Genomic DNA, 16722 nt, shown 5'->3' with positions numbered 1-16722 from the left:
ATGCGGAACAGACAGGGAACGACGCGCGCTGTGCTGTCAGAAACTGTCAGCGGCCCAGCGGCGGCGCTGAGAAGCGAGGCTATGATGCACCACCGCGCCACAGATAAGCAACAGCGCCACCGTCAGCATCAACGCGCCATAGCCGCCAAATGCAATCACCGCGACAAACAGCGGCGTACCGATGGCATTGCCCAGATTGCCCGCCTGCGCCATGGCGCCATTGGCCTCTGATTGCGCGGCGGCGATGTGATTGAGCTGCGGCACGGCGGCAAAGCTTGCGCCCTGCACCAGCCCGAACCCCGCCGCCAGCGCCATACAGGCCAGCCAATGCCCCGGCATGGCCCAGAGCCACAGCATCGCCGCCGCGCCGATCAGAAATCCCAACTGCACCACGGCCACGCCGGGTATCTGCCGCAGCAAAGCCGCCCCCAGCGTCAAAGACACCGCAATAGAGACCAGCGGCATCGCGCCCATCACATGCAGGCGGATGCTCTCGTCGATAAAGGGCGGCAGCACCGTCAGCACCGCCACAAAACAGCAGGTGTAAAACAGCCACCCCGCCGCAGGTGCGGTTTTATAGGGCGAGCGGTAGATGTTGAGGTGCAGCGCGGGCAAGGCGCTGAGGTCCGGATAGCGCGTGCGCACAGGCACTGGCAGATCGCGCAGCGCCAGATGCAGGATCACCGCAAGCACCGCCATGATCGCCGCATGCACGCCAAACAGCGCCAGCACGCCATAAGCATCGACCAAGGGCAGCCCGGCCCAGCTCAGGATCGCAAAGGCGACGCCAAAAAAAGTGCTCCAGATCGTCAGCGCCAATCCGCGCGCCGGGCCATGTGCTAGGATCGCCAACAGCGTCGGCGCGGCCACCACTACGCCCAGATGCGAGATTCCCTCGACCACCCGCGTCAGAAGAAACGGACCAAAGGGCAGATGCAGCGCCTGCAAGGCCGACATCGCCGCGCCAAGCAGGAGCGAACAGACCAGCGTGCGCCGATACCCAAAGGCCGAGACAAACAGCCCTGCCACCACACCAAAGACGATCCCCAGCACACCGACCAGCGATACCGTCCAGCCCATCGCCGTACCCACATCGGGATAGAGCGCGGGCAACCGATCAAAGGTCACCGCGATCTTGCCGTATTGCGCCGCGGCACCGAGGCCCGCAGCCCAGATCAGCAGCACCATGACCCAATTTGTCCCACGCTCCTGCTGCTGCATCCCGTCGCCCTCGCCCGCTGCAAATGAACCGCCACCCTATGCCTGCGCCCGCCGGGACGCCAGACAACAGGACAGCTATTTTGTACCCACACAAAACGCATAAAAAAGGCCGGGCATGAGACCCGGCCTTTCATAAACCAATGCTGGTGAAATCAGATGTGGATCACCCGGTCAAAGGCATCCAGCACGCTTTCATGCATCATCTCCGACAGGGTCGGATGCGGGAAGACGGTGTTCATCAGGTCTTCTTCGGTGGTTTCCAGCTGACGCCCGACCACGTAGCCCTGGATCAGCTCGGTGACTTCAGCACCCACCATATGCGCGCCCAAGAGCTCGCCGGTTTTCTCGTCGAACACAGTCTTCACCATGCCCTCAGCCTCCCCCAAGGCAATCGCCTTGCCGTTGCCGATAAAGGGGAAACGGCCCACTTTGACCTTGTAGCCCAGCTCCTTGGCCTTGGCTTCGGTATAGCCGACGGAGGCCACCTGCGGGTGACAATAGGTACAGCCCGCGATGCTCTCGGGTTTCACCGGATGCGCGTGTTTGCCGGCGATCAGCTCGGCCACCATCACGCCCTCATGAGAGGCCTTATGCGCCAGCCACGGCGCGCCGGCGATATCGCCAATGGCATAGACGCCGTCGATACCGGTGCGGCAATATTCATCGGTGATCACATGAGTGCGGTCGATCTTGACGCCCAGTTCCTCCAGCCCGAGGCCCTCGGTGTTGCCGACGATGCCGACCGCAGAAATCACCGTGTCAAACTCGTGCTTCTCGACCTTGCCGCCCACTTCGATATGCGCGGTCACCTTGCCGGAGGCACGATCAAGCTGTTTGACCATCGCCTTTTGCATGATCTTCATGCCTTGTTTCTCGAACGCTTTCTTGGCGAATTTCGAGATCTCCTCGTCCTCCACCGGCAAGACGCGATCCATCACCTCAACCACGGTCGTGTCCGACCCCAAGGTGTTGTAGAAGCTGGCAAATTCGATGCCGATCGCGCCGGAGCCGATGACCAGCAGTTTTTTCGGCATCCGCTTGGGGTCGAGCGCGTGCTTATAGGTCCAGACCAGATCGCCATCGGCCTCCAGCCCCGGCAACTCGCGCGCCCGCGCGCCGGTGGCGACGATGATGTTCTTGCCGGTCAGCTCCTCGGTGCCCTTGTCGGTTTTGACCGAGACCTTGCCCTTGGCGGGGATTGTTGCCGCGCCCATCACGACGTCGATCTTGTGCTTTTTCAGCAGACCTTTGACGCCCGCCGAGAGCTGCTTGGCCACACCGCGCGAGCGTTTCACCACCGCGTTCAGGTCGTAGCCGATGTTCTCGGCCTTGAGGCCAAAATCCTTCGCGCGCTCCATCAGGTGGAACACCTCCGACGACCGCAACAGCGCCTTGGTGGGGATGCAGCCCCAGTTCAGGCAGATGCCGCCCAGGTGTTCGCGCTCGACCACGCAGGTCTTCAGACCGAGCTGCGCGGCCCGGATTGCGGCGACATAGCCTCCGGGGCCTGCGCCGATTACGATCACGTCATAGGATGCTGCGGCCATTGTGTTCCCTCATGAACAAAGATCCAAAACTAGTTTACCGTTAAACTAATTTTCCGCGCGCTGCAACAACCGAAGCCGCCCCGTCCGGACGCGGCGCGGAGGATCGCGCAAAACCGCCCCGACCCTAACAAGCGCTGACAGGTGGGCAACAGAAAAATCCCCGACCGGCGCATCTGCTCTGTCGCTTGGCCAGGCGGGGCTCTTCCCCGGTGCCGGGGCGTCGCAAGACGGACCCAGCCGGTCGCGGGCGGTGCTTGGTGCGCGCGATCCTGGCGCCTAGGCTGAGGGGATCAGATAGGTTCAAACACAGGAGACCGCCATGACCCGAGATTTCAAGGAAGCAGAACACGCCGTCCTGTGCTGGCTGGCCACGGTGGGGGCCGACAATCGCCCCAATGTCTCGCCCAAGGAAATCTACGCCGATCTGGACCCGGACCGGCTGGTCATCGCCGACATCGCCTCGGGTGGCAGCGTGCGCAACATCCGCGCCAATCCGGCGGTCTGCGTCAGCCTGATCGACGTATTCCTGCAACGGGGTCACAAGATCGAGGGCACGGCAGAGGTCCTCGCCCCCGAAGCGCCCGGCTTTGCCGAACTGGCAGCGCCCTTGCTGGCGATGACAGGCGATGCATTTCCGATCCGTCATGTGATCTCGGTCAGTGTCACCCGCCGCACGCCGATCCTGGCGCCGAGTTACCTGTTCCATCCCGACCGCAGCGAAGCCGAGCTGCGCGCGGATGCCCATCGCACCTATGGGGTGCGCCCCCTGTCGGAGTGACCCGCCGCCCCCTGGCACTGTGGCCCGGCACCCGGTCATGACGGCAGGCGCCGCACAAAAAAGGCCCCGCCAATCTGGCAGGGCCCTGGGACGTCGCGCGGCACTGTGCGGTCGCGGTACGTGTCAGGCCATGGCCTGCATGTCGCGCACGGTGGAGCCATAGCCCCCGGCGCTGACATAATCCAGTTCCGGCGCGGTGCTGGGGCGGTGCAGCGCCTCGTTGCGATAGGGGAAGCGGCCAAACAGGCGGATCACCTCGCGATGCGCGCGGGCATGCAGCAGGTTTTCGGCGCCGGTCTTCTCCAGTCGCTCGTGGATCAGCCGCACGCAACGCTCCTGATCGCACAGGCTCTCGGAATGCATCATCGGCAGGTAGAAGAACTGGCGCGCCGGTTCGTCGATCTTGAGATCCCACTTGCGGTCCACAGCCGCCTTGGCCGCAGCCAGCGCCGCCTGATCGGAGGAGAACGCCTTGCCCTCGCCCCGGAACATGTTGCGCGGGAACTGGTCCATCAGGATGATATAGGCCAGCGCGCCGCTGGGATAGGTCAGCCAGAACGAGTAGCTGCCCTCGCAGGCCTTGGTCCAGCTGTCCTCGAACCGCTCGCGGATCTGTGCATCCAGCGCGTCGTCTTGGCGATACCAGCCCTGCTCGCCGACATCGTCGAGCCAGAATTCCAGTATCTCTTCAGGGCGTGCCATTGGTCTTTCTCCACCGGCTGTAAAAATAACGTAACACCCCATGATGAGCCTGATTCACCGGTCGAGCACAAGTGACGTTAGGTTACAAATACGACCTTCAGAGTCACTTTTGTGATCTGAAGGCCGCATTTTGGGCATGGTGGCGCTATCAGCCTGTGGAAGCGGCGTTTTCTTGCTCTTCCAGCTCGGTTTCGATGGCGTACTCCTGGGCGAACTCGACCGCGACCGAAGTCGCCGTCGGGCTCATCACCGGCATCACGCCAGTCTCTTCGACCGGGACGGTTGCCCGCTGCGTCGAGCGGTAGGCGGCATAGAACACCAGCGCGCCCAGCAGCACCGCCATGAACAGGAAGAAGCCGTTGGGGCCGATCACCGAATCCGACATCAGCCAACCGATGATCAGTGGGCCGGAGGATGCGCCCAGACCGTTGATGAACACCAGCCCGCCGGAGGCCGCCGCCATGTCGTCATGCTCCAGGTAGTCGTTGGTATGCGCCAGCAGCAGCGAGTAGAGCGGATTGACCAGCCCGCCGATGACAAAGGCCGATGTCAGCAGCAACACAAAGGAGCCGCCGAGGATCATCGCCATGATCGAGGCCGCGCTGGCGGTGCCGGCGACAAAGATGATCAGCACCCGGCGTTCCATCCGGTCCGAGATCCAGCCCAGCGGGAATTGCAGGAACAGCGCGCCGACAAAGAAGCTCGCCGTGAACATGGAGATCTGATAGGTCTCCAGCCCCACCGAGGTGGCGTAAACCGCCGCCATGCCGAACTGGGCCGAGAACACGCCGCCCAGCAGGAACATGCCGACACAGCCCAGCGGCGAGGCCTCCATCAGCTCGCGCAGGGTCATCCGCTTGGCGGTATCAAAGGCCGGGGTCGGCGAGATCGACAGCAGAATGGGGGCAAAGGAGATCGAAACCGCGATCGAGGCGATGACAAAGGGCAGATAGCCCGCCGGATCACCAATCAGGATGAAGCCCTGTGCCGCCACCAGCCCCAGCGTCATCACCACCATATAGAGCGAGAGCGCCTTGCCCCGGTTCTGGTTGTCGGCAGCATTGTTGAGCCAGCTTTCGGCGGTCACATACACGCCCGAGAAGCAGAACCCCACCACGATCCGGCCAATGATCCAGACGATCGGGTTGGGGATCGCCGGATAGATCACCATCACCGCCGAAATCAGCGAGGCCAGCGCGGCGAACACCCGCACATGGCCGACGCGGCGGATCATGCCCGGCGCCATCCAGGACCCGATCAGCAGGCCCACGAAGTAGCCCGCGACGATCAGGGACATCATGAACTCGCTATAGCCCTCGATGTCCCCCCGCACCCCCAGGAGCGTCCCCTGAAGGCCGTTGCCCAGCATGAGCAATCCGATACCCAGCAGCAGCGCCCAGGCGCTCGACAGAACTTGAAACATGTCGTTTCGTCTCCTTCGGTCTTTGTCAGGAGCCCGCCGGCACAGCGCCGGGCGAGAGAGATTGTTAGGAAACCCCGGCACGCGGCCATCAGGCGGGGCAATCGAAAAATGCGGCGCGATCGGCGCCGCAAAGGGTCAGTTATGATCCGTTTTGACGCGCCATGGCCCGGCAAATCCGACTCGCACTGGTCTTGTGGCGACCTTCCCACAGTGACCGGACCGGTCAACCCCCCGCCTGCCCTGTCTGTGGCCGGCTGTGGTGGAGCGGATCATCGGAACGGGCCCGCGGGCCCTCGCGCGCGGCCTAGGGGATCAGCAGCGAGGCATCGCCGTAGGAAAAGAACCGATAGCGCTCGGACACCGCATGTTCATAGACCCGCCGCATCCGTTCCTGCCCCATCAACGCCGAGACCAGCATCAGAAGCGTCGACTTCGGCAGGTGGAAATTGGTCATCAGCGCATCGGTCACATGGAAGGTGAAGCCGGGATAGATAAAGATATCGGTCTCCCCCTCCCAAGGCGCGATCGCGCCACTGTCGCGCGCCGCGCTCTCGATCAGCCGCAGCGCCGTGGTGCCGACCGGGATTACCCGCTTGCCCGCGGCCTTGGTGGCGGCGATCTCGGCGGCGGCCTGTTTGGTCACCTGCCCCCATTCGGCGTGCATCTTGTGGGTGGTGACGTCCTCGACCTTGACCGGCAGGAAGGTGCCCGCGCCCACATGCAGGGTGACATAGGTAAAGTCCACGCCCCGGGCCGCCAGCGCCGTCAGCAGTGGCTCGTCGAAATGCAAGCTCGCCGTCGGAGCGGCAACGGCACCTGAGCTGCGCGCCCAGACGGTCTGATAATCGGTCTTGTCCTGCTCGTCGGCAGCGCGCTTGGCGGCGATATAGGGCGGCAGCGGCATCGCCCCGGCCTCTGCCAGCGCGGCGTCGAAATCCTCGCCCACGAGATTGAACCGCAACCGGCCCTGGCCGTCGACCACCTCGACCAGCTCGGCCGACAGCTGATTGCCAAAGCGCACAACCTCGCCCGGTTTGATCTTCTTCAGCGGCTTCAGCAGTGCCGCCCAGCAGCCATCCGCCTGCGGCTCCAGCAAGGTGACCTCGATCCGCGCCGAGACCGGCCCCTGGGCGCTGTCCCGGTGACGCTGGCCGCTCAGCCGCGCCGGGATCACCTTGGTGTCATTCAGCACCAGCCGGTCGCCCGGCTCGATCCATTGCAGCAGGTCGGTCACCCGTGCATCGGTAATCCGGTCCTGTTGCGCCACCAGCAGCCGTGCCGAAGAGCGCGGCGACGCAGGGCGCGTCGCGATCAGCTCTTCCGGCAGGTCAAAGTCAAAATCACTCAGTTTCATGACCGGCGCGATACTGCGCGCCCGCGGGAAAGTCCATGCTCCGCAGCCGCCCCGGGCGCGGTTTTTGCGCCGGTGCGACGGGCGCCTAGCGGTTCTCGTTGCGGCGCTTGCGTTCCTGGCGCAATTCCTCGGCCGAGACCTCCGGTTCCAGCGGAGCTTCGCCCGGGGCGGTGGGCTGGGCGCCGCGGAACACTTCGCGCAGGAAGCCGGGCGCGATCCCCGACAGCGGGTTGACCGACACCCGGGGATCATCGGCCTCGCCCTTCAGCGTGAAGGAGAAGCCAAACAGCCCTTCGCCCTTGCGGGTGAGCACGCTGCCGATCGCGTTGACCATGTAGATCGGCGAGAGCACGCCGCGCATGTTCATGCGGCTGGTGGCGAGATCATAGACCCCGTCGAGCGACAGTCCGATCGAAGGGCCCACTGCCGAAGAGCTGTTGAGCGTCAGATAGCGCGAGCCGAGGCGGAAATCGGCCTCAACCGAGGTGAACAGGATGCCCTGCCCCGACAATTCGTCAAACAGCCCCACCAGGCTGAGCGAGTTGATCAGCGCGGCGATCGCCGGGGCGCGTTTGATGCGGATGTTACTGACCCGCACCTGCCCATTGTAGGCGCCGGATTGCTGCGCCGGGATCAGCGTCATCTCGAAACTGCCGCCATAGCCATGGCGCATCACCCCCGCGGCGCGAAACACGCCTCCGGCATCCTCCGAGCGCACGCGCATCGCCATGCCGCCTGCCTGCGGCACCACCACGCCCTCGACCGGGGTCAGCGTGTTGAGGTTGCCGGTAAAGGCGCCGTTGAAGCCACCCCGGGTGTCGAACCGGCCCTGAAACCGGGACAGCGAGATCTCATCCGTCACCTGCAACCGGTCCAGCGCCAGGGTCATCGGCGTATCGCCCCCCGATTCGCCACCGCCGCCACCGGAACCGCTGTTGAACGGTGCCCGGCGCAGGTCGATCCGCCCGCCGGTCATCGCCAGCGCCGGCGGCGCGCCCGCGCGCCCGGTCAGCGTCACCGGCCCCTGCAACCAGTCTCCCAACGTGACCGAGGAGAACTCCGCCCGGTCAAGCCCGCCTGCCGCATTCACCGTCATCCGGCCCTCGGCCCGCAGTCCCGCCGCCTGCAGCCGCAGGTTCTCCACCGACGGGGTGTCGTCCAGCACGGTCGAGAAGGCCAACAGCCCCGCTGCGCCGTCCGGTTTGGACCAGGCCAGCTCCGGCAGGCGCAAGCCAATGCCCTGAAGGTTGCTCTCCACCGCCACTTGCACCGGCGCACCGGGCGGCAGTGTCACGGTGAAACCGGCACTGCCACGGCCGCGCAGCATCCCGTCCGGCAGGCCGATCTCCAGCGCCTCCAGCGTCTCGGAGGACAGTTCCATCTCGCCGGTAATGGTGCCGTCGGGCGGGTTTCCGGGGCGCAGCCCCTGATGCCAGCGCGCAGTGATCGGCACCCCGGAAAATTGCCCGGGTCCGGACACCTCCACATGCGTGTTGTCACCGGAGATCGCCAGCTCTGCCGCCGCCACCGCATGGCCGGGCACCAGAACCGTGCTGCGCACGTCGCGCAGCCGCCCGGCATAGTGATACTCCACCTGCGCCACATCGACGTTTTTCTTCAGGGGCATCGCGGCGGTGGCATTGACCTCGACCCGGCCCTCGCCCAGCTCCACCGGCAGCCCGATATTGTCGAGCACCGTCAGCGGTTCGCGATTGAGCAGCGACAGCACCGCCTGCGCATTGCCCCTCGCCTGTGCGCGCAGGATCCCAAGGCTGTCATCGCCCTTCTGCGCGGTGTCGGGAATGATGAAGGACGATCCGGCCAGATCCATCCGCCCGCCCTGGCGCGCGGTGACCCAGCCCTCGGTCGCGGTGGCCACCAGCCGGTTGCCATAGATGCTGAGCTGACCCGACGCCTGTTCCAGCTCCGGATAGAACTTGTTGAACCGCACGCGCCCCTGCTCGAACCCGAGATCCACCGCGATAAAGGGTTTTTCCGCATCCCGCCCGCGCAACGCAAACTGGGCGTCATGGATGTGGCCGGACAGCACGTTTTCGGCAAACCATTGCCGGGGTTTGGGCGGGGCCGATGGCGGCCACATCTGCTTGACCATCTCCACGCCAAAGCGATCCGCCGTGCCCTGAAGGTCATAGTTCCAGCCCTTGTCACCCGCCCTCACATCTCCGTTCAGCAACAGGTTGGTATCGCCCTGCTGCACCAGCATTTCCCCCAGCCGCAGGCGGAAGGGCGCCAGTTCCATCAGGAAATCGGCCCGCACACCGGAAAAGGACAACGGCTCCGGATACAGCCGCAGCGGATTGATCTTCATGTCGCTGAATTGCAGCTGGCCCACCAGTTCCGTCAGCTGGCCATCGCGGACCCCGACCAGCTCTGCCCGGCCTTCCATCTGCCCGCTGACCCAGCCGCTCTCGACCGACAGGCGTGAGAATTGCAGCTCCTGGGTTTGCGGGGTGAAGGTGAAGAAGCTCTGCGCCGACTGGATCGGAACCGGTTTCAGCGTCTCGCTGGGCTGGATCACCCCGGTGCCGATTTCAAGACTGGCCTGCAACGGCAGCAGGCTGCCCTCGCTGTCGACCGCCCCCCGCAGCGCCCCGGAAATCGGCGCGCGCAGCACGTCGAGCCAGCCGAACGCCGGGCTTTGGCTCGCTACATCAGCGCTGGGCACCTGATCGACCACAACCGCAAATTCCGCCGCCGTATCCCCAATGTCGGAGCGATAGTTCGCCTCTACCGTACTGGCATATTCCCGCCCGCTCAGAATGGAGAACCCGGCCTCGATGTCGACACTGTCACCGGCACGCGACAGCAGGATGGTGCCACCATCCAGCGTCCAGGCCCGGTCGATCCGCCGATCCACATAGCTGAGGGTCACCGCCTGGGTCTCGACCCGGGTGAGTGCGGACAGGATCGGCAATTCCAGCTGCCGGTCCCAGGCATCGATCAGCTGCGGCAGGTTGCGCGCCTGGCGAAACGGGGTCGCGGCATCGGAGAAACTGACCGCAACGGCGCCGCCACTGTCGCGTTGCAGGGTGGCAAACAGACCCGAGAGCGAAATCACCTTGGGCCGCACCTGCCCGCGCAGCAAGGGCCGCATCGCCAGCGCCGCCTGCGCGTCCTCGAGCTGCAGCGCCGGGCTGCCATCCGGGTAGTACAGCGTGACATCGCTGAGCGACAGCCGCGGCCGCCAGCCCCGGCGCACCACCAGCTCGATGGTGCCAAATTCGATCTGCAATCCGCCCAGCTGCGCCTCGATCCGCGCCTCGGCCTCCGCCCGCAGCCACTCCGGCGCGCCGATGCGGCGATCCAGCAGCCAGGTCGTCGCCACCGCCACCAGCGCCAACGCCAGCACCAGCCAGGCCAGGCCGCCCCGCAGACGCCGCAACAGGCGCCGGCGTCGCGCCTGCTTTTGGTCAGCCGGCGTTGCAAATTGCGGCAGGTCCTCCTGCGGCGGTGCGACGATCTCTGGTTTCTCTTCGCCTGACATGATCTATGTTTGGCTCGTACCCGCTTTGCAGCTTGAACGACACCCTATGGAGACCCAAAACATGCTCGAACCCTCTGACCTTGCCCCGGCCTTCACCCTGCCCCGTGATGGTGGCGGCGAAGTCTCCCTTGCGGACCTGAAGGGCCAGGCCGTTGTCCTGTTTTTCTATCCCCGCGATGATACGCCGGGATGCACCAAGGAATCCATCGGATTCTCCGAGCATCTGCCGGCCTTTGCCGATGCCGGTGCCGCGGTGTTCGGCATTTCCCGGGATACAGTGGCCAAACACGACAAATTCGTCGCCAAACACGGGCTGACCGTGCCGCTCCTGTCCGACGCCGACAGCACCATGTGCGAGGACTATGGCGTCTGGGTAGAAAAGAACATGTACGGCCGCAAGAGCATGGGCATCGAACGCTCGACCTTCCTCATCGACGGCGACGGAAAAATCGCCCGCATCTGGCGCAAGGTCAAAGTGCCCAGCCACGTCGAAGAGGTGCTGGAGGCGGTCAAAGCCCTGTAATCCCCCACAACGGGCGCAGGGGAGGCTCCCGCCCCTTTTGCGGTGCGGCAAAGCCACCCCCAAAAGCGTTGGGCCGGGCGGGGCCGCGCCGCAGGCGCGGCCCCGCCCTCCCGCGATTTGCACAGCAAAGCGCAAAACCTCCAGCCCCCGAAGCCCGATGTTTCGCTCCGGAGCCGCCCATCACCTGCCTCTGTCACGCCACGGCCAGAGCTGAGACGCAAGAAAAATCGCCGAGGGCCCCCGCCCGGCGGGTGGGGAGACGGCTATTTTCCTTGCGGGGCGGACCTGGCGGTGGCAGGGGGCAGATCCGGAGCGCTTTCGCTCTGGTGAGCCCTGATCCCTTTCACCGCCGCACCGCCACACGTGCCACGCCCCGTGTCATATCCACTCCACGACGCCAAACCGACGGACCCATGACCCACACCCCCCTTACCCTCGCCCAGATGGCCACCGACGTGCTCACTTGCGCCGACGGGCGCGCCAAGACTGCCCTGTCGCACAAATACGCCGCCGCATGGCGCGCCGCCCGCGCCGGCGACGCCCCGGAGATCGCCGTGGGCAGCGCCACCCCGCCCCTGCATCCGGCCCGCCCCGCGGAACCCGAGTTGCTGCACCCCCGCGACGTGCCAAAGCGCAAACCCGGCACCCCGCAGGGCCGGATCGCGCTCTTGCATGCGGTGGCCCATATCGAACTCAACGCCGTCGACCTGCACTGGGACATCATCGCCCGCTTCACCCATATCCCGATGCCGCTTGGGTTCTACGATGACTGGGTGAAATCCGCAGATGAGGAATCCAAGCATTTCAACCTGATGTGCGATTGCCTGGAAAGCCTTGGCAGCCACTACGGCGCCCTGCCCGCCCATGTCGGCATGTGGCGCGCCGCCGAGGATACCGTGGACGATTTGATGGGTCGCCTGGCCGTGGTGCCGATGGTACTGGAAGCCCGCGGGCTGGATGTGACCCCGGGCATGATCGAGATCTTCCGCAAGGCGGGTGTGCAACAGGCGCTCGACGCGCTGGAGATCATCTACGCCGAGGAGGTCGGGCATGTGGCCTATGGCGCCAAATGGTTCAATTTCCTCTGCGGGCGCGACAACCTCGACCCAAAGGCCGAATTCCACGCATTGGTGCAGAAGTATTTCCACGGCGCGCTCAAGCCGCCCTTCAACGAGGAAAAACGCGCCGACGCGGGCCTGCCGCCGGATTTCTACTGGCCGCTCGCGGATGGGGAAGCACCGGCCTACGCGCGCTGACCCGACGGCACCGCGCCATCCCCGGCCCTGCGACCGCTCCGAACACCCCGGACAACCCGCAAAAGGAGAATCACCGCCGCAGCAATATCGCATTGCGCGAAAATCCGGGTCAAACCGGCCCATATCGGCAGTTTTCTGCCCAAGGCCAAGGAAATGCGCCGCAGAAGCGCCATGCGGACGGAACAGGGTTGCTGAATGGCCACAGTCTGGCTATTCCATCTTGCCAAGGCAGGTTGCACGACATCTCCGGGAGGCAGGAGAGGGCAACCGCAAAGGGATGGCACAAGGATATCGGGCTTGCGCGGCGGACTACACCTACGGATTCACGCATTTCTGGAGCGCCGGTTCCCCGAGCGCCGGGTTTTCCTCAAATCCGACACCGACACCCGGTTCATACGACTGAGCTCGGAAACCCAGATCCTGACCGTGGCCGGGCTGACGCTGTTTGTGTCCTGGGCCATCGTCGCCACCGCCATCGTGCTGATGGACAGCATCGGCTCCGGCAACTTCCGCGATCAGGCGCGCCGTGACCAGCAGGTCTATCAGGAGCGACTGAATGCGCTGTCCACGGAACGCGACCGCCGCGCCGAAGAGGCGCTGGCTGCACAGGACCGCTTCAACGCCGCGCTCGAGCAGATCTCCACCATGCAGTCGGAGCTGCTGGCCTCCGAAACCCGCCGGCGCGAGCTGGAAACCGGCATCGACATCATCCAGGCCAACCTGCGCCAGACCATTCGCGAGCGCGAGATCCTGAAACGCACGGTGCTGGACCTGCGCGAACAGACCGCGCCCGACAGCCCCGAACAGGTGCTCGCCGCCACCGCGCCCGAGCAACTGGATTTCCTCACCACCGCCCTGGCCGAGACCGCCGCCGAACGGGACCAGATCGAATCCGACGCCCGCTCTGCCCTGGCACAGCGCGACGATCTGGAACTGGAACTGCGCCTGGCCGCGCAGCGCAACGACCAGATCTTCCGCCAGCTGGAAGAGGCGATGGCAATCTCGGTCGAGCCGCTGAACAAGATGTTCTCCTCCGCCGGCCTGCCGCCGGATCGCATTCTCGAACAGGTGCGCCGGGGCTATAACGGCGAAGGCGGCCCGCTGGAGCCCCTGTCCCTGTCCACCCGCGGCGAGGAACCCAGCCCCGATGAGCTGCGCGCCAATGCGCTGCTCAATCAGATGAGCCAGCTGAACCTCTACCGGATCGCCGCCGCCCAGGCGCCCTTCTCGGTGCCGGTGAACCTCGGTCAGGTGCGTCAGAGCTCCGGGTTTGGCTATCGCCGCGACCCCAAGACCGGCGGGCGCAGGCTGCACAAAGGGTCCGATTTCGCCGGCGGCACCGGAACCGACATCTTTGCCACCGCCGACGGTGTGGTCACCCATGCGGGCTGGCAATCCGGCTATGGCCGGCTTGTGAAAATCCAGCATGCCTTTGGCATCGAAACCAGATATGCCCATAACTCCAACATCCGTGTGAAGGTCGGTCAAAGGGTCTCGCGCGGGGATCACATTGCTGATATGGGTAACACCGGACGGTCCACCGGGACCCACCTCCATTACGAGGTCAGGGTCAATGGCAAACCCGTAAACCCCATGATCTATATCAAGGCTGCGAGAAATGTTTTCTAAGAGCAAAATCAACGAGCCCGGCCCGAAACAAGCCGAGACTCCAACGGCGACCCCGGCCTCCAGCCCGGCGCCCTCCTCGTCGAGCAGCGCATCCACCGGCGCCAGCGACTACAGCAAGCCCGCCGCGCCCAAGGCAAAGCCCGCGGCCTCGCTGCTGAGCTCGGATCTGCACATCACCGGCAATGTCAAAACCACCGGTGACATCCAGGTCGAAGGCACCGTCGAAGGCGACATCCGCGCCCATCTTCTGACCATTGGCGAGACCGCCACCATCAAAGGTGAGATCACCGCGGACGACGTGGTCATCAACGGCCGCATCGTCGGTCGCGTGCGCGGTCTGAAGGTCCGCCTGACCTCCACCGCGCGGGTCGAGGGTGACATCATCCACAAGACCATCGCGATCGAGTCCGGCGCCCATTTCGAAGGCTCCGTGCAGCGTCAGGACGACCCGCTCAGCCCCGGCAAAGCCGCCTCCAAGGCACCGGCCCAGCCCGCCGCCGCGCCGGCCAAGGCCGAAGGCTGACCTCCGCCTGCGCAGCGGCGCAGGCCCAATAGCAGAACGACAAAAGCGCCGGTCCACGCCGGCGCTTTTTATTTTGCCCGTCTGTTTTACCCCGCCCGTTTCGCACGGTCTGTTTTACGCGGTCTGTTTTGCCCGTCTGAACGTCGCATCGCAGATACAGGCTGATCCCACACCAGATGCGGCGCACATGCCGTGCCACAGTTGCTTTGGTGGTCTTCGCGACCGAACGCATCCCTATGACGATGACCCGTACCCGCAACGCAACCAGAAGACGCGACATCCGCGGAGGCGAGATTCCCCTTTGTGGCGGATCTGGCAGCGGCTAGATCTACTGCCAGAGATTCTAAAATCGGATTTTGAACATGCCCATTATTCTAGGCGCTCTCGCCGTTTTGGCCGGAGCATGGTTCTGGTTTCACCGCGCGCGCAACGCTGCCCATATGACCAGCGATTTACTCGATATGGCGGCGGATGCACGCGCTGCTGCCCGTCGCTTTGGTTTTCGACGGCAGGTCAATGTGCATCCTGTCGAGCAAATCGAAGACCCGAAGGTCGCCATTGCCGCCATCGGTGTGAGCTTTCTCGAACTCGATGACTACCCCACCGCCGAGCAGCGCGATGCGTTGGTGCGGGGGCTGCGCGATGGCTGTCATGTCAGCCATAAGGACGGCGAAGAACTGGTCATCCTCGGGCGCTGGATCGTGACCCAATGCGGCGATGCGGCTCAAGCGGTGCCGCGCCTGTCACGCAAGCTCTACAAGCTGAGCGGTCAGAGCGATTTCAACACCCTGGTCGAGATCGTGCAGGATATCGCAAAATACGGCAGTGGCGAGCTCACCTCCGCGCAGCGCACGGCGCTTGAGGATTTGCAACGCGGCCTCAAACTCGCATAAACACTGGCGGCTGCCACCTGCCCCCGCCGCGCGCCAGCGCGGCGCCCGGCCCAAAGGCCGCTGCCGTGCCCGGCGACAGCCGGGGACCCGGCGGACACGGGAGCGCGCCCTTCACCCCAGAACTCCAGCCACAACCACAGCCCGGACCAAACAGAAAGCCCCGCAGCATCACGCTGCGGGGCTTTGATATTCCTGTGCCGACAGCACCTTACTCGGTGACGGAGACCTTGGTCATCACATCGGGCTTGCCGGTGATGGCACCGGACCGCGGATGGCCGCGTTTGATCTGATCCACCACATCCATACCCTCGGTGACACGGCCCACAACGGTATATTGACCGTTCAGGAAGTGACCTTCGTCGAACATGATGAAGAACTGCGAGTTACCGCTGTCGGGATCTTGCGAGCGCGCCATGCCGACAACGCCGCGATCAAACGGCAGTTCGGAGAATTCCGCCGCCAGATCCGGACGGTCGGACCCGCCGGTGCCCGCATAGCGCATGTCCGATCCCAGACGACCGTTTTCCACGTCGCCGGTCTGCGCCATGAAGCCGTCGATCACCCGGTGAAACACCACCCCGTCATACTGGCCTTCATCGGCCAGCGCGGTGATCTGCTCCACGTGTTTGGGGGCCACATCTTCCAGAAGGTCGATCACGATGGTGCCATTGGCCTCGCCTTCGACCTGGATTTCCAGACCGGTGGCATACGCAGGCGACGCGGCCAGAAAGACCAGTGCGCTCAGGTGCTTAAGCATCGGCGGCCACCTTGACGGAGATCATCCGGTCCGGGTTCGCAGGCGGCTCGCCACGGGTGATCGCATCCACATGCTCCATGCCCTCGATGACACGGCCATAGACGGTGTACTGACGGTTCAGAAAGTGGTTGTCCTTGAAGTTGATAAAGAACTGCGAGTTGGCGGAGTTCGGGTTCGACGAGCGCGCCGCGCCCAGCGTGCCACGATCGTGCGGCACACCGGAGAATTCCGCCGGCAGGTCTTTCTTGTCGGAGCCACCGGTGCCGGCCCGGCCCAGGTTGAACCCGTCTTCCATGTCGCCATGCTGCACGTCGCCGGTCTGCGCCATGAAACCGTCGATCACCCGGTGAAAGGCCACGTTGTCATACTGGCCTTCGCGCGCCAGTTCCTTCATCCGGTCACAATGCATCGGCGCCACGTCGGGCAGCAGCTCGATGACGACATTGCCGTCCTTCAGCTCGACGATGATGGTGTTTTCGGGATCCTTGATCTCGGCCATGAGGCCCTCCTGTCACATTCGTATTGCCGGAATACCTAAAGTCCATGCCCCCGCTTGCCAAGGGAACAATGCGCGCGAGCGCACCGGTCGGCGGGATCGCGGCAGGACGACG

Annotated in this window: 14 protein-coding genes; 6 read left to right on the top strand and 8 right to left on the bottom strand. The window is 64.6% G+C overall.

All coding sequences use genetic code 11. The annotated features are described in order from the left end of the window. Positions 1 to 36: 36 nt before the first annotated feature. Both MHM97_RS04305 and lpdA read right to left on the bottom strand, forming a co-directional pair. The gene (locus MHM97_RS04305; RefSeq protein ID WP_239319852.1) at positions 37 to 1221 is read right to left on the bottom strand and encodes an MFS transporter; all 1185 of its coding nucleotides are present in this window, start codon (positions 1219 to 1221) and stop codon (positions 37 to 39) included. A gap of 152 nt (positions 1222 to 1373) precedes the next feature. Continuing rightward, entirely contained in the window at positions 1374 to 2768 is a 1395-nt protein-coding gene (lpdA, locus tag MHM97_RS04300; RefSeq protein ID WP_065321686.1) for a dihydrolipoyl dehydrogenase, read from the bottom strand. Between the two features lie 319 nt (positions 2769 to 3087). On the opposite strand from lpdA, the gene MHM97_RS04295 reads away from it, so the two are divergent. Beyond that, entirely contained in the window at positions 3088 to 3546 is a 459-nt protein-coding gene (locus MHM97_RS04295) for a pyridoxamine 5'-phosphate oxidase family protein (RefSeq protein ID WP_239319842.1), read from the top strand. Between the two features lie 123 nt (positions 3547 to 3669). Here MHM97_RS04295 and MHM97_RS04290 read toward each other — a convergent pair whose 3' ends face one another. From MHM97_RS04290 to MHM97_RS04275, 4 genes are all read right to left on the bottom strand, one after another. After that, positions 3670 to 4248, bottom strand: a complete 579-nt coding sequence (locus MHM97_RS04290; RefSeq protein WP_239319840.1) for a DUF924 family protein — start codon at positions 4246 to 4248, stop codon at positions 3670 to 3672. Positions 4249 to 4396: 148 nt separating this feature from the next. Beyond that, positions 4397 to 5671 carry an MFS transporter gene (locus MHM97_RS04285; protein ID WP_239319838.1) on the bottom strand — a complete coding sequence of 425 codons (1275 nt, stop codon included), beginning with the start codon at positions 5669 to 5671 and terminating at the stop codon, positions 4397 to 4399. Between the two features lie 304 nt (positions 5672 to 5975). Further along, positions 5976 to 7025, bottom strand: a complete 1050-nt coding sequence (queA, locus tag MHM97_RS04280; protein ID WP_239319836.1) for a tRNA preQ1(34) S-adenosylmethionine ribosyltransferase-isomerase QueA — start codon at positions 7023 to 7025, stop codon at positions 5976 to 5978. A gap of 85 nt (positions 7026 to 7110) precedes the next feature. After that, complete coding sequence (locus MHM97_RS04275) at positions 7111 to 10530, bottom strand: YhdP family protein (protein WP_239319833.1); 3420 nt, start codon at positions 10528 to 10530, stop codon at positions 7111 to 7113. 61 nt (positions 10531 to 10591) lie between these two features. Here MHM97_RS04275 and MHM97_RS04270 point away from each other — a divergent pair, with 61 nt between their 5' ends. The 5 genes from MHM97_RS04270 to MHM97_RS04250 all read left to right on the top strand — a co-directional run bounded on the left by MHM97_RS04270 (position 10592) and on the right by MHM97_RS04250 (position 15354). Next, positions 10592 to 11053 (top strand): peroxiredoxin, encoded by a 462-nt coding sequence (locus tag MHM97_RS04270; protein WP_239319829.1) that lies wholly within the window; start codon positions 10592 to 10594, stop codon positions 11051 to 11053. A gap of 413 nt (positions 11054 to 11466) precedes the next feature. Further along, the gene (locus MHM97_RS04265; protein WP_239319826.1) at positions 11467 to 12309 is read left to right on the top strand and encodes a ferritin-like domain-containing protein; all 843 of its coding nucleotides are present in this window, start codon (positions 11467 to 11469) and stop codon (positions 12307 to 12309) included. A 297-nt stretch (positions 12310 to 12606) separates the two neighbouring features. Next, entirely contained in the window at positions 12607 to 13938 is a 1332-nt protein-coding gene (locus tag MHM97_RS04260; protein WP_239319823.1) for a M23 family metallopeptidase, read from the top strand. After that, positions 13928 to 14461 (top strand): bactofilin family protein, encoded by a 534-nt coding sequence (locus tag MHM97_RS04255; protein ID WP_239319820.1) that lies wholly within the window; start codon positions 13928 to 13930, stop codon positions 14459 to 14461. The genes MHM97_RS04260 and MHM97_RS04255 overlap by 11 nt, the downstream gene beginning before the upstream one ends. 362 nt (positions 14462 to 14823) lie before the next feature. Continuing rightward, positions 14824 to 15354 carry a hypothetical protein gene (locus MHM97_RS04250; RefSeq protein ID WP_239319816.1) on the top strand — a complete coding sequence of 177 codons (531 nt, stop codon included), beginning with the start codon at positions 14824 to 14826 and terminating at the stop codon, positions 15352 to 15354. Between the two features lie 208 nt (positions 15355 to 15562). Here the strand turns inward: MHM97_RS04250 and MHM97_RS04245 are convergent, their stop codons facing one another. Further along, entirely contained in the window at positions 15563 to 16111 is a 549-nt protein-coding gene (locus tag MHM97_RS04245; RefSeq protein ID WP_239319814.1) for a peptidylprolyl isomerase, read from the bottom strand. After that, positions 16104 to 16610, bottom strand: a complete 507-nt coding sequence (locus MHM97_RS04240) for a peptidylprolyl isomerase (RefSeq protein ID WP_239319811.1) — start codon at positions 16608 to 16610, stop codon at positions 16104 to 16106. Before MHM97_RS04240 ends, MHM97_RS04245 begins: the two co-directional genes overlap by 8 nt. Positions 16611 to 16722 lie beyond the last annotated feature (112 nt).

The sequence above is a fragment of the Epibacterium sp. Ofav1-8 genome (genome assembly GCF_022348185.1).
GTDB lineage: Bacteria > Pseudomonadota > Alphaproteobacteria > Rhodobacterales > Rhodobacteraceae > Epibacterium.
The sequence above is the reverse complement of the archived record's forward strand: the minus strand, read 5'-3'. Positions and strand labels throughout refer to the sequence as shown.